This is a genomic window from Colwellia sp. Arc7-D (genome assembly GCF_003061515.1).
Classification (GTDB): Bacteria; Pseudomonadota; Gammaproteobacteria; order Enterobacterales; family Alteromonadaceae; genus Cognaticolwellia.
In genome coordinates this window covers 3,999,693-4,021,950 of record NZ_CP028924.1, presented here as the reverse complement: position 1 = coordinate 4,021,950, position 22,258 = coordinate 3,999,693, and the positions used below count along the sequence as shown (strand labels likewise).

At 36.9% G+C, this 22,258-nt stretch carries 20 protein-coding genes and 1 tRNA gene; 8 read left to right on the top strand and 13 right to left on the bottom strand.

Going from position 1 to position 22,258, the window contains the following annotated elements; translation table 11 throughout:
• The first annotated feature begins 14 nt into the window (after positions 1-14).
• A complete protein-coding gene (locus DBO93_RS17455; RefSeq protein WP_162533822.1) occupies positions 15-794 on the top strand; it encodes a hypothetical protein in 780 nt (259 codons plus the stop codon).
• A gap of 15 nt (positions 795-809) precedes the next feature.
• The gene (locus tag DBO93_RS17450; protein WP_108457465.1) at positions 810-2,921 is read left to right on the top strand and encodes a cache domain-containing protein; all 2,112 of its coding nucleotides are present in this window, start codon (positions 810-812) and stop codon (positions 2,919-2,921) included.
• Positions 2,922-3,215: 294 nt separating this feature from the next.
• Here DBO93_RS17450 and DBO93_RS17445 read toward each other — a convergent pair whose 3' ends face one another.
• The 3 genes from DBO93_RS17445 to DBO93_RS17435 form a co-directional block, all read right to left on the bottom strand.
• Entirely contained in the window at positions 3,216-3,779 is a 564-nt protein-coding gene (locus tag DBO93_RS17445; protein ID WP_162533821.1) for a lysozyme, read from the bottom strand.
• A gap of 522 nt (positions 3,780-4,301) precedes the next feature.
• Positions 4,302-5,375 (bottom strand): polysaccharide lyase family 7 protein, encoded by a 1,074-nt coding sequence (locus tag DBO93_RS17440; RefSeq protein WP_108457463.1) that lies wholly within the window; start codon positions 5,373-5,375, stop codon positions 4,302-4,304.
• A gap of 845 nt (positions 5,376-6,220) precedes the next feature.
• Positions 6,221-6,296, bottom strand: a tRNA-His gene (locus tag DBO93_RS17435).
• Between the two features lie 214 nt (positions 6,297-6,510).
• Between DBO93_RS17435 and DBO93_RS17430 the strand changes: the two genes are divergently transcribed.
• On the top strand, positions 6,511-7,053 hold the full coding sequence (locus tag DBO93_RS17430) for a DUF1285 domain-containing protein (protein ID WP_108457462.1): 543 nt from the start codon (positions 6,511-6,513) through the stop codon (positions 7,051-7,053).
• A gap of 7 nt (positions 7,054-7,060) precedes the next feature.
• Here the strand turns inward: DBO93_RS17430 and hemN are convergent, their stop codons facing one another.
• The 8 genes from hemN to DBO93_RS17390 form a co-directional block, all read right to left on the bottom strand.
• A complete protein-coding gene (gene hemN, locus DBO93_RS17425; RefSeq protein ID WP_108457461.1) occupies positions 7,061-8,431 on the bottom strand; it encodes an oxygen-independent coproporphyrinogen III oxidase in 1,371 nt (456 codons plus the stop codon).
• Between the two features lie 232 nt (positions 8,432-8,663).
• Positions 8,664-9,164, bottom strand: a complete 501-nt coding sequence (locus DBO93_RS17420; RefSeq protein ID WP_108457460.1) for a DUF2489 domain-containing protein — start codon at positions 9,162-9,164, stop codon at positions 8,664-8,666.
• Positions 9,165-9,173: 9 nt separating this feature from the next.
• Positions 9,174-9,746, bottom strand: a complete 573-nt coding sequence (gene yihI, locus DBO93_RS17415) for a Der GTPase-activating protein YihI (protein ID WP_108457459.1) — start codon at positions 9,744-9,746, stop codon at positions 9,174-9,176.
• Between the two features lie 665 nt (positions 9,747-10,411).
• A complete protein-coding gene (locus DBO93_RS17410; RefSeq protein WP_108457458.1) occupies positions 10,412-10,945 on the bottom strand; it encodes a VOC family protein in 534 nt (177 codons plus the stop codon).
• A 153-nt stretch (positions 10,946-11,098) separates the two neighbouring features.
• Entirely contained in the window at positions 11,099-12,913 is a 1,815-nt protein-coding gene (locus DBO93_RS17405) for a PDZ domain-containing protein (RefSeq protein ID WP_108457457.1), read from the bottom strand.
• Positions 12,914-13,008: 95 nt separating this feature from the next.
• A complete protein-coding gene (gene purU, locus DBO93_RS17400; RefSeq protein WP_108457456.1) occupies positions 13,009-13,869 on the bottom strand; it encodes a formyltetrahydrofolate deformylase in 861 nt (286 codons plus the stop codon).
• An 88-nt stretch (positions 13,870-13,957) separates the two neighbouring features.
• Complete coding sequence (locus DBO93_RS17395; protein ID WP_108457455.1) at positions 13,958-14,200, bottom strand: VF530 family protein; 243 nt, start codon at positions 14,198-14,200, stop codon at positions 13,958-13,960.
• Positions 14,201-14,339: 139 nt separating this feature from the next.
• Positions 14,340-15,068 (bottom strand): glutathione peroxidase, encoded by a 729-nt coding sequence (locus DBO93_RS17390; protein WP_108457454.1) that lies wholly within the window; start codon positions 15,066-15,068, stop codon positions 14,340-14,342.
• Between the two features lie 329 nt (positions 15,069-15,397).
• Between DBO93_RS17390 and hutG the strand changes: the two genes are divergently transcribed.
• Both hutG and DBO93_RS17380 read left to right on the top strand, forming a co-directional pair.
• On the top strand, positions 15,398-16,213 hold the full coding sequence (gene hutG / locus DBO93_RS17385; RefSeq protein ID WP_108457453.1) for an N-formylglutamate deformylase: 816 nt from the start codon (positions 15,398-15,400) through the stop codon (positions 16,211-16,213).
• Positions 16,214-16,222: 9 nt separating this feature from the next.
• Positions 16,223-17,587 carry a formimidoylglutamate deiminase gene (locus DBO93_RS17380; protein ID WP_108457452.1) on the top strand — a complete coding sequence of 455 codons (1,365 nt, stop codon included), beginning with the start codon at positions 16,223-16,225 and terminating at the stop codon, positions 17,585-17,587.
• A gap of 69 nt (positions 17,588-17,656) precedes the next feature.
• On the opposite strand, the gene DBO93_RS17375 is transcribed toward DBO93_RS17380, so the two are convergent.
• Positions 17,657-18,013 carry a hypothetical protein gene (locus tag DBO93_RS17375; RefSeq protein WP_108457451.1) on the bottom strand — a complete coding sequence of 119 codons (357 nt, stop codon included), beginning with the start codon at positions 18,011-18,013 and terminating at the stop codon, positions 17,657-17,659.
• A 230-nt stretch (positions 18,014-18,243) separates the two neighbouring features.
• Between DBO93_RS17375 and ccoG the strand changes: the two genes are divergently transcribed.
• The 3 genes from ccoG to DBO93_RS17360 are packed head-to-tail and all read left to right on the top strand — an operon-like array spanning position 18,244 to position 21,338.
• Entirely contained in the window at positions 18,244-19,677 is a 1,434-nt protein-coding gene (gene ccoG / locus DBO93_RS17370) for a cytochrome c oxidase accessory protein CcoG (protein ID WP_220466068.1), read from the top strand.
• Positions 19,677-20,654, top strand: a complete 978-nt coding sequence (locus DBO93_RS17365) for a serine/threonine protein kinase (protein ID WP_108457450.1) — start codon at positions 19,677-19,679, stop codon at positions 20,652-20,654. The genes ccoG and DBO93_RS17365 overlap by 1 nt, the downstream gene beginning before the upstream one ends.
• 51 nt (positions 20,655-20,705) lie before the next feature.
• Positions 20,706-21,338 carry a DsbA family protein gene (locus DBO93_RS17360; protein ID WP_108457449.1) on the top strand — a complete coding sequence of 211 codons (633 nt, stop codon included), beginning with the start codon at positions 20,706-20,708 and terminating at the stop codon, positions 21,336-21,338.
• A gap of 173 nt (positions 21,339-21,511) precedes the next feature.
• Here DBO93_RS17360 and DBO93_RS17355 read toward each other — a convergent pair whose 3' ends face one another.
• On the bottom strand, positions 21,512-22,177 hold the full coding sequence (locus DBO93_RS17355) for a VTT domain-containing protein (RefSeq protein WP_108457448.1): 666 nt from the start codon (positions 22,175-22,177) through the stop codon (positions 21,512-21,514).
• Between the last annotated feature and the right edge of the window lie 81 nt (positions 22,178-22,258).

Sequence of the window (22,258 nt, the reverse complement as noted above, 5' to 3'; positions counted from 1 at the left end):
TGTGACGGGTTAATATGAAAAAATCGATAGCGTTGTTTTTATTATTGTGGTCATTTTCAAGCTTTGGTGCAGTACTGATGCAGTTTGATAGCTCCCAAAAATCAGGAGATATAAAACAGAATGTTATAGTTAACCAACATGGCGTGAGAATGGAGTTAGGATTAGGCACCTATTATTTATATTTAGCGAAGGTGGATAAACTGTATATAGTCATGGGGCAAGCAGAACGTTATCGAGAAATAAACCAGACAATGATCTCAAGTTTGTCGTATGAAATGAAATCAGTAAAAACAATGATCCAGCGTTTTAGTAACTCTCCAGAATTTGCGCAACACTTAACTAAAGAAGATAGAAAAAAAATGGATAAGGCGCTGGCAGACCTAAATCAAGCAAATAAAAAATTCGATGCGGTTAACCAGCAATTTACACAACAGAAAAAGTTGAATGAAAATATTAAAGTAAAACCAACATCTGCGCTTAAACGAGTTGCTGGAAAACGATGCAAAGTGCATCATGCTTTTATAGACGCTACCCCAATACTTACACTATGTTTGTCAGATCAGAAGGCGCTAGGTATTCCCGTGGAATTTATTCAAAACTATAATAAATTTCGACAAAGAATGTTAAGCATGTCTGGTGTCAAAGCTAAATTATTACATGATAAATCGGAACTAGCTTTATTGATGACGTCACCAGATAAAAAATCAGTTTATAACCAAAAGCTAGTGGATATTAAAAATGTTAGTACTTCATCAACTTTTTTTACAGTACCAAATAATTACATTAAATTTTAAAAAAAGTTGGTTGAAATGGCTGAAAAACACTCGAAAAATAAGCGTTACTTTTTTCTCTTAATATTAAGTTTGTTAACTGTGGTTACGGTAGGCATAACCATTTCTAGTTATATTGCATTAAAAAATGACTCTGTCGCATTTCATCTGTCGATGAAAAACACTGTAGTTAAACAAACAAGCGAGTCTGCAGCGCAAATTAGTCAAAAACTGTTAAAAATTCAACAGCACGTCATTAGGTTTTCAGAAATAGTGACGGCGAGTAAAAATAAACAAAATATTGAAAGTATATTAAAAGCAGAGTTTGAGAAAAACAAAGAGTTATTCACTTTAAATGTTACCTTTAAGCCCTTTTATTTCTCGCCAGAGCGACAATATTTTAGCCCCTATTACCAGCGTATTAGCGAAACAAATACTTACTCTAATTTAACGTATTACGATAAAGATTTAGAGCAATATGAATGGTATCACGCGCCAATGCAAGGAAGGTCATTATGGACAGAGCCATACTTTGAAAATAATGGCGTACATATGACAACATTCTCAGTGCCTTTTTATGAATCTGCGTCAGCAAAAATTAACGGTGAAAAACCCATAGGTGTGATCCCTTCAGACGTATCATTAAGTTTTTTGACTACTGAACTTAAAAAATTTCCCTTTGAAATTGATGGTTATGCAATGCTATTTTCTAATAAAGGAAAATTGATCTCTCACCCTATTTCTTCAGTTGTGCGAGGCGATAATGATGTGAGTACTTTAGTAAAAGTGCCAGAATTCAATTTTTTAACCACCGCTGACCAATGTATAGGGAGCGACTACAACGGGGTGCGTATTCACAGTGTCGAACAAGAGTCATCCCAGACATACCTTATTGCTTGTACTAAAGTGGCAAATACTGACTGGACACTTATTACTAAAGTTTCTGCCGATGCCTTTAAAGCGAACGCTGATACTATTAGAAGATCCAACATTGAACTTATTGTTTGGGGAGTGTTGAGTATACTGCTTGCTAGCTTTTTGTATATTGTGTTTGTTAACAACTTTGAAGTGCTATGGAGCATTTCAGTGTTTGTGGCTTCTTTGTTTATGCTGGCGACAATTTTGGTTTGGGTATTAGCTAGAGTATACCCAGTAGAGGGAGGTGTAAGCTCTATCACTGTTTCAAGTATTGCTCAAAGAGAGGCTTTTGAACAAGGTTTAACACAAAGGTTGCATGACATGCGCCTACCGAACTCCATATTTTTACCTACGGGTATAGCGGTAGAATCACTAGAATTTATCACCGCGAATAATGTAAAAATTACTGGTTTTGTTTGGCATAAATTTCCCCCTCAAATAGCACCGCATGAGCGTAAGCCATTTTTACTCCCTGAAGCCGTAAGCTCTGAAGTCGTTGAAGTGTATCGTGAAAGTTCGACTAGTGGCGAAGAGTTAATTGGCTGGAGATTTAACGCACAACTTCGTCAATCTTTTGATTACTTTAAGTATCCTTTTGATCAAAAAAATGTGTGGATTAGACTATGGCCTGGACAGTTTGGCAAGGGGGTTGTTTTAGTACCTGATTTTGAGTCTTATAGTCAGATTGGGCCTGGTGCTAATATGGCGATAATAGATGACATTGTACTTAATGGCTGGTCGTTAAAAGCAAGTAACTTTAATTATATATACCACCAATATAATAGTAACTTTGGACTGTCGGGTTTTAATACCCAAGGTAAAACACCTGAGTTATATTACAGCATTATGATCGAAAGAAACTTTATAAGCCCATTTGTTACCTCGCTACTACCTTTCATGATTATAGCGAGCATTTTGTTTATTACTCTTCAAACCATTCCGTATTCTTCCTATGGCGAAATCAGAGATAATATTATCGCTATAGCTTTCACTATACTACTTGCACATTATAGTATGCGTGAACGTCTTTCAATTTCAGAAGTTGTTTATTTTGAATATTTTTATTTTCTTTTGTACTTAATTATATTCAGTGTCATGGTCATAGGGCATCAATATTTTAAAAATGAGCGAAGTAGTCATAAGAACCACCGGTGGTTTAAGTTGTTATCATTCGGCTATTGGCCGGTATTATCTTCGACAATATTATTACTAACGCTCAGTACGTATTATTAGAGATTTAAACCAGAAGAATACTTGAGGAAATCTAAATTTGATCCAGCTACATAATAATGAAGTGGCTGTATACTCAAGTTTTTGAGGTTTTAATTTAAAAATAAAAAGAATGGGGTGGCGGGACTTAAAGCCTCGTGCACTTGAAATATCGGAATCACAACTAGGTCGTCGAGGGTTTAGTAGGATTAATGTGTATCAAGCTAGATATTACGGGTTTTGTTCATGTAATAGCTTGGATTTAAGGGTAATTTGTGGTGATGTACAACTTACCCTTTATTTATTATGTATGGCTATTTAAGGCTTAATAAATAAAGCTCTTTCCATTTTTCTACGTTTAACTTGATGAAGGTTTACCTTTTTATTAACTTTATTCCACATTAAAATGGCATCAGCTGCTTCTATCGGTAAATTGTTGTTAATTTTTTTCAGTACTGTCGACTTATAAAAATTACCACTACCAATATTATACGAGAGGCAAACCATTGCACTAAACTGATTTTCTGTTATCGGCACTTTAACATGTCGGGCAACGTCTTTTTCAAATCGATTTAAATCTTCTTTTAGCAACTTCTCCGCTTGCTTTTGCGATATCTTCATTCCTTTGTGAACATCAGCCATATGACCGTAACCTATGAGGAAAGCACCTGAGAGACCTCTATAAGCATTGAGGCGAACTCCTTCAAATTCTTTAATAATATTAATGCAGGCGCGGTTTGTTTTAAACATGCTCGGGTCATTTTTTGTTATCGATGACGATTGATTAGATGGGGTAGACTGATCCGACACTCTAGGCGTTTGGCTACAAGCGCCAAGCAAAGTAATTAAGCCATATAGAGCAAAATATTTTAATTTCATCATTTTCCTTGAATCTAGATTGTATAAATTAAACTTACCACAACACATGCACGGCGCTGACATGAACAAGAGTATTCTCGCTTCGACTTGCAAACGAATGGTATGGCTCCTCACCTGTGTGTTATCAATAAAGGTTAAATTAGGAGAGTAAATCTACCTTTAATTAAAGCCGCTGATACCGATTTAGCCAAACTTATTTTTAGACTTCGTGGAGTTGATAAGCATGACTAATGAGCTAAAACATAAAAAATACATTTTAAATAATGGCTTGTATTAATCAGCCCATGTAAGTGCAGTAAGGAAAGTATGTAAGCATAAATAAAGTCAAATACACTAGCCAAATAAGAAGGTTTTTTGATCAATACACGGCGAAGTACGGGTCAGTTAAATGGTATTAGTTGTCGTTACCATCACATGAATCATTTTATTCTCGTTATAATAAAAAGCCCCGATTAACGAGGCAATTTATTAAATCAGCTAAAATACGATTACATTTTATTTAGCCGAATTATTGTTAAGTTTACATTATTGCAGCTTTTTACTCATGCCAGTAACTAAACGTGTAAAGGTCACTTGCGCATAATCACCATTTTTCTTATCAGTTTTCCAGTCACCTGTACCTAAACATTTAGGGTACCAAAAGCCAGGGTCGTCTTTAATGCTACATTGATTATATGCACCAGCTTTAAAAAACAATGCATCACCTTTGTAGCCATGAGGATGGTCGAATTTATCAACTTTACCGTTAGCATCAATGTTGTTTGCTAAGTTAATTTGAAAGGTAACTGGCTTGTGCCGTGCGGTTGTAAAAGTTAAGTGCATAATATCTTCAACGACATTTATTTCATAGCTGAACGCTTCGTTTAACGCTATGCCATTTTCACCAGGTTCATTGCTTTCACTCCACAATTCACCCCAAACTGGGTAGGCAATATCTACACGGTTAGGATCTGCTTTTGGTAAGTTGCGTTCATAATTCCAGAATACTGAACCATATTGATGATTTGGCCATTTTTTAAAATATATTTTTATCGGCTCATTACCATAGCCAAAGCCATTTCCTTCAGCGACGATAGTTTTATCTTTAGTGGCGTGAATTTGCCCTACAACAACGGAATAAGCAGGATTTTTTTCTGGGTAAGTAGCGCGTTTTGCGACATGGTTAACTTTAACTGTAGCCTGTAAGTTACCGCCTATTTGTGCATAACTTTGAGCGTTTTTGTGTGATTTTAAAGAGAAATTATTGCCTGGCGCATAGTTTGTTAACTGAGGTCCGCCTAATAACTGATGCAGTTCACTCCGTGTGTTGCTTGAATTGGCTGTGGTAAAGGCTTTATTGGGCGTAGCAAAGACCATATTATTTTCGTCATCAAGGTAAAAATAATCAGGATGGCTATAATTTTGAATATCAATTTTGCTTACCTGATCAACTTTGCCATTATTATCATTATCTGTCGGAATGGTAATTTTCCATGTTGATAAATCAAATTTAGCTGCAGGAATTGGCTTGCTCGATGTTTCGTTTATTGTGTTTTTAGCACAACCTGCAATCACTATAGTTCCTATTATTGCTGAACTTAATACTTGGATAAATTTCATCTTGATATGCCTTTAATAAAAATTGATAAATTGTGCTTAATACCCGACGACTATTTATTTGCTATAACGCTTTACAGGATGCTCTTATGGTTAAAGTAGATAACAGCATAGCTCGATGCGAGGGTTGAACAGCATTGTTAATAATATGGATATATATCTAATAAAGTAAGCTTTTTCCTCACATATCTATAGAATTTTCAAAGGAGTGATAATACATAGATATTTATAGTATTAAAATGCTAAAAGGTTTTGAGTTTTGAAAAGGCAAGAAAAAATGGGGTGGTTAAAGGGACTTGAACCTTCGCGAACTTGAAATGCGGAATCACAGCTAATTACGATCGAGTTGGTGATTTTTTAAATAATTGAATATAAAGAGAAATATAAATAAATGGGGTGGCTAAAGGGACTTGAATCCTCGCGCACTTGAAATGCGGAATCACAGGTGGTTACTATCGAGTTGACGATTTTTTAAATAATTGAATATACAGAAAAATATAAAGAAATGGGGTGGCTAAAGGGACTTGAACCCTCGCGCACTTGAAATACGGGATCACAGGTGATTACGATCGAGTTAACGAATTTCTTAAGTAATTGAAAACACATGATATATAAAAGAATGGGGTGGCTAAAGGGACTTGAACCTTCGCGAACTTGAAATGCGGAATCACAGGTGATTACGATCGAGTTAGCGAATTTCTTAAGTAATTGAAAACACATGATATATAAAAGAATGGGGTGGCTAAAGGGACTTGAACCCTCGCGCACTTGAAATGCGGAATCACAGGTGATTACTATCGAGTTGACGATTTTTTAAATAATTGAATATAAAGAGACATATGAAGAAATGGGGTGGCTAAAGGGACTTGAACCCTCGACAACCGGAATCACAATCCGGGGCTCTACCAACTGAGCTATAGCCACCACTGATATTACTTGAAGCGCCCAGTGATAAGGCGCGAGGATTGTATTGCATTTTATAGTGATATGACAAGTGAAATATTGCATTTCGACAGGTTTTTTTTGAATTTTTTAGAGTGATGAATGATTTTTTGCTTGGCGGTCAGCTATTCGGTTATTTCAACTTTTACCATTAACTTGCTAATATGAAGTAAAGCTATCTAATAAGTTAACCATTATGTCATTAGAAAAAATATCAGCGCAAATTTCTGACTCTCAGCAGGGTAATGCTAAAAAAATGCCGCCGGTTGAATTATGGGATCCACCTTTTTGTGGTGATATAGATTTAGAAATAAAGTCGGATGGTAGCTGGTTTTATAATGGTACTGTTTTTAAACGTTTGTCTTTGGTGAAATTATTTGCCTCGGTTTTGAAAAAAGAAGCTGATAAATACTTTCTAGTAACGCCGGTTGAAAAAGTTGGAATAATGGTGGCTGATGCACCTTTTATTTTAACGCAATGGCAATGGTTAGATGAGCAAAAAACCAGTATGCAAGTTACGACTAATTTAGATGACAGCTTTATTTTAAATGCTGATCACCCCTTAGAAGCTAGTGAAGATGGTGCTTTATACGTTAGGGTTAGACGTAACTTACAAGCTAAGGTACATCGTAATGTTTATTATCAATGGGTTGATTTAGCTCGTGAAGATGACAAGGGTAATGTCGCTGAATTGGTGTTTTTCAGCGCTGATTGTCGATTTAGTTTAGGGCAATTATAAAGCTAATTTATATTACCCGAGAAAAGCGTTGTGTGTTTATATGTTGTTTTAAGTATGCATCAAAGCTCATGCAAATATTGCGGATTAACAGCCTAGCCTTTTGATCGACACGAAGGTGATCTCTAGTATTACTGATTAACCCATCTTGAATGAAGGTTTGCAGCAAAGGTAAGTCGTCAGCAAAGTAGTCATCAAAACTAATAGCAAATTTTTCATTAATTTTATTTTTATCGAGGTAAAGGTTACACATAAGTTCGCGAATAACCTCACCTCGAATAATGTCATCGCGAGATAAATTTACCCCTTTTTCATGAGCATGTGCCTTTGTAGCAATCGCTTTATAATAGCCTTGTAGCTCTTTGGTGTTTTGGCTGAAACTATTACCAATGGCACTAATTGACGAAACACCTAAACCGAGTAAATCACAACCACCTTTGGTTGTGTAGCCTTGAAAATTTCGGTGCAAGTCTCCGGCATTTTGAGCGATAGCTAATTCATCTTCAGGTTTTGCAAAGTGATCCATACCAATGAATTCGTATCCAAAGTCACAGAGCATCTCTATGGCAAGTTTCATCAATGCAAATTTCTCCTCTATGCTCGGTAGCCATTCATCCTTGAGTTTACGCTGTGCGGCAAAGCGTGTTGGCATATGTGCGTAACTAAATAGCGAAATGCGGTCAACAGCCATTTCATTGGCTTTGCTTAGTGTACGAGTAAAGGTTGCTATATTTTGATGCGGTAAGCCGTAGATTAAATCAATATTAATGGATTTAAAGCCGACTTGTTTGGCATGAGCAATAAAGCTGGCAATAAACTCGGTCGACTGTACTCGGTTAATTGCTTGCTGAACTTTTTTATCAATGTCTTGCACGCCAATGCTTAAACGATTAAATCCTAGACTGTAAAGGTGCTCAGCTAGGTTCATTTCTATTTCACGCGGGTCTATTTCAATACTCATTTCTACTTGCTCTGCAAAGGTAAAATTTTCTTTTAGCAGTGCTACTAGTTTTACCATTTGTTCGTGCCGCAAAAAGCTTGGAGTACCACCACCCCAATGTAACTGCTTGATGGTATAGTTTTTGAATAATACCGCTTTTTCGGTAATTTCTTGTGCGAGAAACTCTAGATAAGTGTCAGCTTTATCTCGGTGACGTGTGACGACCTTATTACAACCACAGTAATAGCAAAGGCTATGACAAAATGGGATATGCACATACAAGGACAACTCATTATTGGGTGACTCTTTTATCGCAGAGACTAAGTTGGTGTAACTAAATTGTTCATTAAATTCTAGTGCGGTTGGATATGAAGTATAGCGTGGGCCACTGGTGTTATATTTTTTTAATAGTGCCTGATCAAAAAACTGTGTTGCTCGCATAAGAATACCGATTTATTCATTTTTCGATATTATAGGTAAACTAGCAACTCAAACATTGATCGAGCTCAATACTATGGGCATCTTTGAAGTAAATTAGTTATTTATGGTTTAATTATCGTGAAAAATTTGTCGCGTATATTTAATTTTGGATACAGGGCTTTTTATGAGGTTTTTGTGGGGAAAGTATTGAGCCGCAGTATTCACTAACGGCATCAATAAAATTGTTAATGCTTTAAGTCGTGGATTCACTCAGCATACTATTTCGTTCATTAGCGTACTGGTGTAGTAACTCGATATCTTTACGAATATCGTCAGCCATTTCAGCTTCAAGCTTCATACGCTCAAAATCGAGTTTCATCCGTGATTTTTTATCCAGCTTTTTACGTGCTGATAAAATAGGCATGTGCTTTATAGCTTCATAAAACTTGAATACTGAAGGAAACTGAACATTTAAATTTTGGCTTAATTTTAATGAATCAAGCAGTACGCTTAATCGCCAGCAACCTTCTGCAATATCACATTGCTCTTCTTTCATTGCACGCACAATAATAATAACACTGGAGATTATTTTTTTATCATGCTGTTGCAATGCTAGCTGCTGAGCTATTTCTTTTTGCTCTTGTGCTTGCGTTTGAAGCTTCAATTGGCGCAATAGCTTGACGGCTATTGCTGCTAAAACACCAATAATTACAAAGGCTAATAAAGCTAGATATACCCAAGGATTTGATAGCATTTAAGTTACCTATTCAAATTTTGATAAATCACTATTATTAAACTTGTCCCATAGATCATCTTCTGAATCTGACTTCTGAGTTTGTTCAACAACTTCATCTTCATCATCTAGGCCTAATTCTTGACTGATTTTTTCGTGCTGTTCCATCAGCGTATTGAAATAGTTAACCTCTTCTGACGTTAAGGTTATTTCATTATCTTGTTTTTCAAGTATTTCAAGCAATCTAGGGTCTTGCTCAATACGGCTTAATTGATCAGCTAATGATTCACCTGTTTCAACCACACGGATAGCCGCGATAGGTGAATTATCTTGCACTTTTTTAGCTGGCTTAGTTTTTATCGGCGCATTAACTGGCTTACCTAAATCGATAGGTGTTTTATTACCAATGCGAGGATCTTTATTCTTTGCAGAGTTTTGATTTTGGTTAATTTTTGGTGTGGCTTCTTTTTGACGGTTACCCGCTTCGTTACCATTTGATTTTTTTGCTCTACGCGGCTTTGGCTCTACCAATTTCTTTTTGTCATCTTTTAGGATGCCAATAGAACCGGTGCCTGGCTTGCGTGATTTTTTCGTACGAGACATAGTAATAACTTAAAATAATGAACAATTGTGCTTATTTTACGACATTCCACAGTAAACCGCGATAGAAAGAAAAAAAGCGACGTTATTAACGTCGCTTTTTGAGAAAATGTGGCAATTGCCAACATATATAATCCCGATTCTTAAGTGGCTATCCTAGCCTTTTGTTACGGTCCCTGTTGGGTTTTTAATTTCCAATATTATTTTTATTATTATTTCCGTGCTTAATTTTATTTTTATCGGTCATCCTGACACTTTTTTGAGCTATCCCTAATGCCTTTTTAGGCGAAATATTCAGTGCTTATCCCAAGCTTTATTAAACCATCCGTATTTTAAATTTTCTTCTGCGTTAGTTAACGCTTATTGCTGTCCGTGCAATTATTATCCGTTTTGTTTAGTGCTATCTATGTAGCTGACCCATACTTTACGTGAGTTTCGTCAAGCATCAAGCGGTTTTTTTGTTTGTTTATTACGCAAAAAAACTAAAATTCAGCAAGTCTTTGTTTTTAAGTGTAATAAATTTGTTAATAAGTGTAATTTAATTTTTATTTATTCAATTTTAGTGGGCAATGTCTTACAAAAACGGGCAAATATTTGAATGATTTTTGCCAAACCTTAATTACGAAGCTCTTCGTTAATAAGGCTTGTAGCGTTATTTTTGTTAAATATTAGTCATCTAGTTGGTGTAACCAAGCTGCATGAGATGGCGCTTTTTTAGTTTTTGACCATTCTTCAACCATGAGTGGTGCAACCCTTTTAAGCTCGGCATATTGCTCAATTGTGCCTGTATTTGCCGCTAACTCTAGGCGATGACCATTTGGATCGAAGAAATAAATAGATCTAAACACACCATGATTTACTGGGCCTAATACATCTAAACCGTGTGACTGCAGATCATTTTTGGCTGACACTAACGCGTCTAAATCTTCAACTTCCAAAGCGATATGTTGAACCCATGTTGGCGTGTTTTCATCGCGGCCCATATCAGGAGAGTTTGGAATTTCAAAAAAGGCTAAAACATTGCCCATGCCTGCATCTAAAAATATATGCATATAGGGATCTGGCGCTTTGGTTGAAGGTACTTCATTTTCTGCAATGGCAACGGTGAGTTCCATATTTAAATGTTTTTGATACCACTCGACAGTCTCTTTTGCGTCTTTACAGCGATAAGCCACGTGGTGGAAGCGTTTTAAATTAATCATAAGGTTAGTACTTAAATTATAAATAGAGCGATTATCGAATAGGTAATTTTTACCATAACTCGATAATTCACCCTAATTTTCTGCTGAGTTTTACGACGTAAAGTTGTCAGTAATTACGTACGCTTTAGTTTACAAAGGTTTTATAAAGCGACCTTAACCATTGGGAATAATATCTTGCCAGTGCTTCACTAAAATATCGTCAACGACCTTGAATGCTATACCTGCTAACGGTGAGTCGATAACGGTTATTGTTGAGCTTAACAGTTGGTCATCCCTAAAAAAGTGGCATGTTAGCTCGCTGTTTTCAGGTTGATGTTCAACGATAGCTTGTATCGATTGCTCTGTAACTTTTACTTCGTCAAGCGCAATGAGTACATCGTTAACGGCTAACCCTGCCTTGGCCGCAGGTGATTTTTCTAATACTTGTGTGATCATTAACCCAAAAGGCTGCGCTTTGTAATTTGCACCTATATAAGCGTGAAAATTTGTCTCAGAGGTTGTTTCTAAACTGTTTAACTTTTTGAATTTATGCTGTTGCAATTCAATACCATAATTAGCCAGTTCAACCGTTAAATCTATGCGTTTATTACTGTATAAGTGTTGTTTAAATATTGACGAAATATCTTCACCGCAAAGCATGCTGGCAATATTAATGAAGTCTTCTTCACTGGTGCCGATATTGGTGCGACCAAAATGTATCCATAACTCTCGCATTAAAGTGTCTAAACTATACTGGCCATTTGATTTACTGCGAATAGTTAAATCTAGCCATAACGCAATAATTGCGCCCTTAGCGTAGTAGCTAACAATATTATTAACCGCATCAGGGCCTTGTTGATAAAACTTGGTCCAAGCGTCAAAGCTTGAAGCGGTTATGCTTTGCTTTAACTCACCTACACCGCGATTAACTCGTGTAGAATTTTTCGCTATTATTGCCAAATACTCATCGAAGTTAATGATGCCTGTGCGGAAAAGTGAAAAGTCATCGTAATAAGAGGTAATTCCTTCGAAAGCCCATAACTGCTTGGTGTAGCTTTCTTGTTTTAAATTGTAAGGAACAAATTCTTTTGGCTTTATACGACAAACATTCCAGGCGTGAAAATATTCATGTGAACATAAACTTAAGAAGGTTCTATAATCTTCAGAACGCTGTGATGACGACTGTTGCGGGTTGGGTAAATCGAAACGACCTGCTTGTAAAATAGTAGAGTTTTTGTGTTCTAAACCACCGAAGCCGTTGGCGAGTAAATGGGTAATAAACCAATACTCTTTAAATGGAGCTTCACCAAATAAGCTGATGTGATGTTGACATAACTTGCTAACATCTTCCGCTAGTTGTTGGGTATCACCATAATGCTTGCTGGTAAATACTAAGTGATGAACAACACCTTCTACGGTAAATTCGGTGCTATCAAACTCACCTATGGCTACTGGGCAATCAATTAAGTGTTGGTAATTATCAGCAGTATATTGGCCAAATTGATATTTTTCTGTGCCATTTGCTCGGGTTAATCCTGTTGCTACACGCCACTGGCTATGTTCGGATAAAGTTGATGGCAAAATACTAAGCTGACAGGGTTGCTCACTTAATTCCTCTACTTGTAAAAATGTTGAGCTGCCATTGAAAAAGCCACGTTGACTGTCTAAATAGGCGGTACGTACTGAGAGGTCAAAAGCGAACACTTGATAACGAACCTGAACCTGTTCATCACTTGCCTCTATTAACCAAGTTTGTTTATCAGTTTTGGTTAATTCAATCACTTCATCTTTGCTGTTAACTGCGCATATTTCGGTAATATTTTTTGCAAAATCTCGGATCATATAGCTGCCGGGCAACCAAGCGGGTAACGTTAACGTATAGCTTTGGCTCGGAGTACTTTTAAAAGATAGCAATACCTCAAATAAATGACTATTTGGGTTAAGGGGGAAATTTGATATTGGATCATATTGGCGCACAAATGTTGACAAGATATTTGTGCTCCAATGTAGCAGAGTTATTTGAATATAACAGCTTGGAAATGCGCCTTAGCGGCAGACTGTTTTATATTTGTACTCATTTAAAGCTAATTCAAAATGACGGTTTTATCTTTATTAATACAAATGCGTTGCTCGGCATGCATTTTCACCGCGTGGCATAGCGCTGTGGCTTCAAGGTCATGGCCTAAATGTACCATTTGCTCAATAGTAAAAGCATGATTAATCGGTTTTACTTCTTGAACAATAATCGGTCCTTCGTCAAGGTCAGCAGTAACATAATGTGCTGTAGCACCAATGATCTTAACACCGCGTTTATGAGCTTGATGATAAGGCTTTGCGCCTTTAAAACTTGGTAAAAAAGAGTGATGAATATTAATAGCTTGGCCACGTAAACTGTTACAAAGCTCGTCTGATAATATTTGCATGTAGCGGGCAAGTATTAGCAAGTCGCCGTTATATTGTTGATAAATATCTAATAAGGCTTGTTCTTGCTGTGCCTTATTTTCTTTATTAACCGGTAAGTGATGAAACGGCACATTGTGCCATTGTGCTAGTGCCTGACAATCTTGGTGGTTTGATGTGATTGCAACAATATTAACCGGTAATACACCCGCTTTCCATTTTGTTAGCAATGAGACTAAGCAATGGTCATCTTTTGAAACTGCAATGACCACATTAGGAAAATTGGCCTTTTCTCGCAATTGATAATTCATGTTCAAAGGCTTGGCTAGCAGTTCAATCGCTTGGCTGAACTCTTCAAAACTTACTGTTAGCTCACGATCATCAAATGCAATACGTGAAAAAAATGTATCGGTATAAGGATCACTGTATTGGCTAGTTTCAGTAATAAATGCGCCATGCTGGAATAAACTTTGGCTGACTTTTGCAAGCACACCTGAAGTATCTGGGCATTGCCAAGTTAAAATGTAGTGATGAGTGTTTGTCATATTGATGAATTTCTATGGTTATATGTGAGCAGTTTCACACTTTACGGCCAAATTGATAAATACTTTTGCGCTATATGTTAAGACTAATTTAAGCGGATGGGTTTTCATCGCTGAGTTTACTTTTATGTTGAATATAAAGTGCTTCAACTTTTTCTCTTGCCCAAGGGGTTTTTCTGAGAAATTTTAAGCTTGAGTTAATACTAGGATCATCGGTAAAACAACGGATTTTTATTTCTTTGCCAAGGTAAGTAAAACCAAAGTGTTCAACGAGTTGTGTGACGATAATTTTTAACGTTAGCCCATGTAGAGGGTTGTAAGGTTGATGATCCATATTGTTTGGCCTTAGCTATTTTGTGCACTATTCTACCATGGCGTGAGTTAATAGTTAAAAGGCAAAAAACAAAAAACGACGCAATGCGCCGTTTTTATTATATTTAGACTAAACAATGTTTAACCTAGTTAATAATGAATTAACTAAAGTGAGCTGCTAATGCTTCGCTGCCACCAATGTTTTTTCCATCGATAAATACTTGTGGAACAGTGTCAGCGTTAGTAATTGCTTTAAACATAGTTAAGTTAACATCTTTGCCAACTTCTAATTCTTCAAATGTTAAACCTTTTTCAGTTAACAATGCCTTTGCTTTTTTACAGTATGGACAAGTTGGCTTGCTAAATACTGTGATGGCAGACGTTTGACATGCTGAAGGATTGATGTGCTTTAACATAGTGTCAGCGTCTGATACTTCAAACGGGTCGCCTGGTAAATCAGGTTCGATAAACATTTTTTCAATAATGCCATTTTTAACTAGCATTGCATAACGCCAGCTGCGTTTACCAAAACCAATGTCAGCTTTGTCTACAAGCATGCCCATAGCATCAGTAAATTGACCGTTGCCGTCAGGAATAAAGCTAATGTTGTCGGCATCTTGGTGCTCTGCCCATGCGTTCATTACGAATGTGTCGTTAACTGACATACAAATAATTTCATCTACGCCATTTTTAAATAACGTTGGTGCTAATTCGTTGTAGCGTGGTAAATGTGAAGATGAACACGTTGGTGTAAAAGCACCAGGTAATGAGAAAACCACAACAGTTTTATCATTAAAAATTTCATCACTAGTACGCGTTGTCCACTCGTCGTTTGCTCTTAATGTAAAAGTAACATTAGGGACTTTTTGTTGCTCTTTATTTTCTAACATAATGGCTCCGTTTATAGTTTATAAAATAGTAGTGTTGCTCGATATGCGGTTATTATCAAATATGATCGGTAATCAGTAAAGTGATTAATATTGTGCTTTGTGATTCATAAAAGCGATTAACTTAAGGTTTTAAGCATTTATTTTAAGGTAAAACTGCACGCTACGCTTATTGTGCTGGTTTATGCTTTATTAGCAAACTCAGTATTAATGGATTTGATTAACATTACCTACGTGAATTTACGGTTGCAGAACGAAATGGTTTCCTGTTTTATCAATGAAGTGGTAAATTATGGTTAATTAAGTTGTATATACAATTACGAGAGGATTAAATGTCTAATAGTTACACGTTAATTAAAGGCTCTGTACCTTTGCTTATTAGCATGCCGCATAACGGTGAAGCGATACCCAAAGATATTGCTGAGGTGATGACAGAAAAAGGACATGAAGTAGCCGATACTGACTGGTACATGGATCGTTTGTACGCTTTTGCTCAAAAACTGGGGGCTTATATATTAGTTCCTAAATTTAATCGCTATGTTATTGACTTAAACCGTGATCCTGACGGAGTTGATTTATATCCAGGTGCTAACAATACAGAACTTTGTCCGACCACCGCATTTGATTTATCACCTTTATATAAGAACGATTGTCAGCCTACTCCTGAGCAAATATCCGAACGTGTTGAACTTTATTGGCAACCGTATCATCAAGCTTTAGCGTCAACAATGCAGGAAATTAAATCTCAATTTGGTCAAGCTGTATTACTTGAAGCCCATTCTATTCGTTCACAAGTGCCGAGGTTTTTTCAAGGCCAATTACCCGATTTTAATTTTGGCAATGCTGACGGTAAAAGTTGTTCACCTGAGTTGATTTCTACCATAGCAGGTTTAGATTATGCCCCTTACACTATGGTTTGTAATGGTAGATTTAAAGGGGGCTATATTACACGGGCCTTCGGTAAACCTGAGATTAATTATCACGCTATTCAATTAGAACTGTCACAATTTACCTATATGAATGAGCAAGCTATGACCTACAACGAAACACTGGCAGTGCAGGTACAACCTAAACTTGAAACGCTGGTTAAAACCCTGATAGCTTTTGCGACGACTGAAAATGCTAATAAAAGTGTAACGAACTCATAAGGTGTAATAATGAAACTTTTTGCTAAAAAAATATTGTTAGCCGATGGCTGGGCAAATGAAAAAACGTTGACCATTGAGCAGGGCGTTATTACTGATATTGCCTCTGGCTATGTAGCTGGCGCTGAAAAAGCAAAAGGTGTTGTTATTCCTGGAATGGTGAACTGTCACTCGCATGCTTTTCAACGCGCTTTTGCTGGCTTTAGTGAGCAAGGTAGTGAAGGTAACGACAGCTTTTGGACTTGGCGAAATATTATGTATAAATTTTTGGGGCAATTAACCTCAAAAGATGTACAAGTTATTGCAAACCAGCTCTATATTGAAATGTTAAAAATGGGCTATACCCGTGTGGCAGAGTTTCATTATCTTCATCACGAAATTGATGGACAAAACCATGACGATTTAGCGTCAATGTCACAAGCTATATTTGATGCGGCTAAAGTGTCTGGTATTGGGTTAACTATTCTCCCAGTATTGTATCGTTTTAGTGGCTTTGGACCACAAGCGGCGACTGATGGACAAAAACGTTTTATTAATAGCGTTGAGCAATTTAACGAGTTAGTGAGTGATTGTTTTAAACTTGCTCAAGCACAACCTAATTGTAACGTGGGTATTGCGCCGCATTCTTTACGGGCGGTTGATAAAAGCTCATTACTAGCGGCGGTTAAGCATGTTCGCTCGCTCGATGCACAAGCACCTATCCATATACATATTGCTGAGCAGAAAAAAGAAGTGGAAGATTGTTTGGCGCACTATGGTCAACGACCAGTGCAATGGTTACTCAACAATGCTGACCTAGATCAATATTGGTGTTTAATTCACGCAACACATATCGATGAGCAAGAACGAAAAGGAATAATAGCCTCGAAAGCTATTGCAGGTATTTGTCCGACCACAGAGGCAAACTTAGGTGATGGGATATTCCCCACCGATGAATTTTTAAGAGAAAATGGCACTTTTGCTATTGGCTCAGATAGCCATATTTCTGTGAACCCAATTGAAGAACTACGTTGGCTTGAGTATGCACAACGTTTAAGTAAGCAACAGCGCGCTATGTTGGCAACGAGCGAACAAAAGTCGGTTGGACAAAATTTATGGCAAAAAGCCGCTATGGGTGGCGCGCAAAGTACCAATAGCAATACCGGAGCATTAGCGGTTGGTAAACAGGCTGACTTGTTGGTATTAGATGATAGCCAATTACGTTTATTTGCTCACGACGATGTTCATCTACTCGACAGTATTATATTTGCTAGCCAACAAAATCCTGTGCAAGACGTGATGGTAAACGGGCAATTTGTTATTCGAGATACAGAGCATGTGCAGGGGCAAGCAAGTGGTGACAGTTTTGCGCGTTTATTAGCGAAGCTTTCAGCTTAGATTAGTTTAATGCGTTTTTAGTTAATAAGACGATCAGCGTATGGTCTGATCGTCTAAAACTATTGGTTATTATAATAAATTACTGTACTTGCTGATGGTATAACAAACTTTAGCTAAATTATCGCGATGTAATTTTGGTGTTTGTTTCTTGGTTTTACAGTATTGCTCGTTAAATGTTTTTACTTTTTCACGACTGCTGGTCATTTCAGCAACAAATGCTTTTTCTTGGCTATTAAATTGGCCAAAATCTTTTGCTAAGTCTTGATATATTTTATCTGATTTTAAACGCACTTTAGTATCTGTTGCGTCTGAAAAGTAACCTAGTACTGTTTGTTTTTGTTCGAATAACCAGCTATTAAGTTTTTCATTGGGATAATAATGAAAATATAATGCGCCAGCGACGATCAAGATCAATAATTTTTTCATACCTTGCCTTATAATTATATGTGCGTACAAATAACAAACTATTTTGTTGTTATTGAAGCAACCACACATAGCATTATCGATTTCTTAGACGAAATGTCATAATAATAGTTATAGAGTAATCAATTTTGTGCCTACAAAGCAATTTATTACAATTTATTGCTAATTTTTTGATAAGTATCGCTAGCTGATCCGTTATAATTAAATAGCCTTAACGTCATAAAGGAACCGCATTGAAAGCAAAAGATAAAAACATTCACGTTAGTCAGCAAATTCCGATTAAAAATGTTCAAATTCATCAGCCCGCTAAGCACGAGAACTATGCACCTCGTGATCAAATTTATGTTCGTAAAGTAAAAGGTGTATTTCAGCAACTGCGTAAAAAGATGAATTTTTTCTTTTTAGCATTATTTGCTGTTTTACCATGGTTGCAATATGACGGACACCAAGCCATTTTATTCGATATCAGTGAACAGCGTTTTACTTTGTGGAGTGTCACATTGTGGCCTCAAGATTTAACCTTACTCGCATGGCTTTTCATTCTCAGTGCATTCCTTTTGTTTTTTGTGACGACCTTTTTAGGGCGAGTGTGGTGTGGTTACCTTTGCCCTCAAACCGTATGGACTTTTATTTTTATTTGGTTTGAAGAAAAAATTGAAGGTACCGCTAATCAGCGTAAAAAGCTTGATAGCCAAGCAATGAACGTAAATAAGTTTTGGCGTAAAGCATTTAAACACTTTTGTTGGGGCTTCTTCTCTATTTTAACGGCGCTTACCTTTGCCGGCTATTTTGCGCCAATGCGTGAAGTGTTTGTGGACTTTTTTACCTTTAATGCCTCATTTGCTTTGGCAGCAACGGTATGGTTTTTTGCATTTTGTACATACGGTAATGCGGGCTGGATGCGTGAAATTATGTGTTTGCATATGTGTCCTTATGCTCGCTTTCAGTCAGCGATGTTTGATAAAGACACGTTAACCGTTTCTTACGATGCTAAACGTGGCGAAAATCGCGGGCCACGTACCCGCAAAGATGTACCAAAAGATGTTGGTTTAGGAGATTGCATAGATTGTAATTTATGTGTTCAGGTTTGTCCTACCGGTATTGATATTCGCAACGGCTTGCAATATGAGTGTATTAACTGTGGTGCCTGCGTTGATGCCTGTGATGATGTTATGGAGCGAATGCGTTATGACAAAGGTCTAATTCGCTACACTACAGAGCATGAGCTCGAAGGGAAAAAGGTCCACCTTATTCGAGGGAAATTGATTGGTTACGCACTTGTATTGATTGTAATGACCAGCTTATTAGTGATAGAAATGGTGAACCGAGTGCCGGTATCACTCGATATTATTCGCGATAGAAACGAATTAGCTAAAGAGAACTTTAATGGTGACATTGAGAATGTTTATACTTTAAAAATTCTTAATAAATCTCAAAAAGATAATCGTTATCGCCTGTCAGTAAAAGGCATTAACAACACTAAATGGCACGGTGAACAAGAGGTGATAGTAAAGGCAGCAAAAGTGTATACGCTGCCGATTAGCCTTTCAGTAGACCCTTATGAACTTGAAGGTTATATGACAGATATAAGTTTTGTTATTGAATTAGTATCAGACACGGATGAGGTCAAGCTTGAACATGAAAGCCGCTTCTTTAATAAACGCTAATGTCAGTATTTGATTTCACGTCGCTATCACCTGATTTAATTCTTGATGGCCTAGAAAGTACTGGCTTAATTGTCGATAGCGGATTGCTGGCATTAAACAGTTATGAAAACCGTGTTTATCAATTTCATGATATTGATAAAACTAAATATGTGACTAAGTTCTACAGGCCGCAGCGGTGGAGTGAGGCTGAAATTAGAGAGGAGCATGAGTTTTCTTTTGAGTTAGATGAAAATGAATTACCTTTAGTGGCGCCAATGAAAATTGATGGTGAGTCTTTGTTTTCATATGAGGGTTATCATTTTGCTATCTTTCCATGTCGTGGAGGGCGTATTTTTGAGGTCGATAATTTAGACCAATTAGAATGGATGGGCCGATTTTTAGGACGCATTCATGCGGTTGCCGCTAAAAAGCCCTTTACTAAAAGACCAACATTTAACAGTGAAGAAATGTTGCAGCAAGCACAGTTGCTGATAGAGAAATCTAACTTTGTTCCTTCAGGATTAACATTACCGTTCTTTACGATTTTAGAACAAGTGATCAAAGTTGCAAGTGAACAATACCAACCTAAATCACAGATTCGCCTGCACGGTGATTGTCATGCCGGTAATATATTATGGACAGATAAAGGCCCGCACTTTGTCGACTTAGATGATTGTCGTATGGGGCCTGCAGTACAAGATATTTGGATGATGCTCAGTGGTGATCGACAACAGCAGTTATTGCAGTTAGATACTATATTGTCTGGCTACGATGAATTTCATAGCTTTGAGACCAATCAATTGCCTTTAATTGAATCATTGCGTACTATGCGAGTAGTTAATTATATGGCATGGCTATGTAAACGCTGGCAAGACCCTGCTTTTCCTCATAATTTTCCGTGGTTTAATACTGAGAAATATTGGGAACAACAAATTTTGATGCTTAAAGAGCAAATGTCAGCACTGCAACAGCCTCCGTTAAGCTTACTCCCTTATTAGGTTGGCTTAGCACTATTATTTTATTTTTTAATGATTAGGAATTGTATTTTTATGAAAAAGTTAGTGAGCTTATTCGCTTTAATGTTATTACCAGTATTCGCATTCGCAGCAAACTATACTGAAGGCGAGCATTACACTAAGGTTAATGAAGAAGTTACCGCGAAGTCAGAAGTACGAGAGTTTTTCTCATTTTATTGTCCTCATTGTTTTCAATTTGAACCGTTTATGGCTAAGTTAAAAACAGCTATACCTGCAGATACTAAGTTCGAAATGAACCATGTTGACTTCTTACGTGCTGCTTCACCTAAAGTGCAACAAATGTTGACTAAAGCGGTTGTTGTTGCTCATCAAATGGGTGTAGAGAAAAAAGTTATTGGTGCAATGTTCAACTATATTCATGTGCAAAAAGCCGTATTTACTTCAGAAAAAGATATTCGCAATGTTTTCGTACTTAATGGTGCAGACGGCGAAAAATTCGATAAGTTAATGAAGAGCTTTGGTGTAGTAAGTAAAGCCAAAGCAATGAAAAAGCAGCAAGACTATTTTGCTAGTAAGGGTGCTTTGAAAGGTGTACCAGCAGTTATTGTTAACGGTAAGTACCGTGTTGATGCTCAAGGCCTTGACCGAAATAACTTTGAGCAAGATTACATCAATCTTGTAAATCACTTATTAACGTTAAAGTAAAATTTATAATGTGATGCAATAAAGAGGCTACGGCCTCTTTTTTATTGTCCGCTCACTTATTAATAGGACGATATTAATAGGTCGACATTTATGGCGTAGATCAAATGAACTACTTGGCGACATAATGATACCAAGCTATTGCCAGACATAGAGTAAACAGCTAACTGGTGTTGTTATATCAAAGGTAGACGCTTGATATTTTTTCTATAAAGATAGCCGCTGAGTAATAATGCCATAACGAGTAATACCAAGCTGAGCATCATTTGCTGCTGACCATTAACCTGCAAGCCTGCGCCCATTAATGAAAATATTGTCATTTGTGGAATAAATCCTACTGCTGAACCGAAAATGAAAGGTGATATAGGTGTTCTTGCCGTTCCTGCCAACACATTCGTTAAGAAGTTTGACCCTGCTGGTACCAATCGAATAATCAGCGCTTTAATAAAGGTGTGATGACTAAAAAAATAACTGACTTTTGCTAAAGGCTCTGGGTACTGTTGCTCAACCAAATTACTTAATAATTTACGCGCTAATAGCAATGTTATTAAGCAACCGACTATGGCAGAAATTGTCGCTAGCAATACGCCAAAGCCAGCACCAAATAAAAAGCCTGCACTTAATGCGGCAATTTGACGTGGCAAACCAATAGCTAAAGCAGGTGTCAGTAATAAGATAAAAGTTAACGCGCCTGTTAAGGTTTTTGGTATTAGCGCATTTAAATACAGCTGAATAGAAACACCATAATCACCGAAAAATATTGTTGCTAAGGTAATGGCTAGCAATAAAGAAGCAACCGTTGTTAGTAAGGCTAACTTGAAGGTAGATTTATTTTTAATCACGCTTAATTATTCAATTTAAGTTATTTTAATGACCAGAAATTAGTGCCCTATTGTCGCACACAATATTTCGATAATAATTAA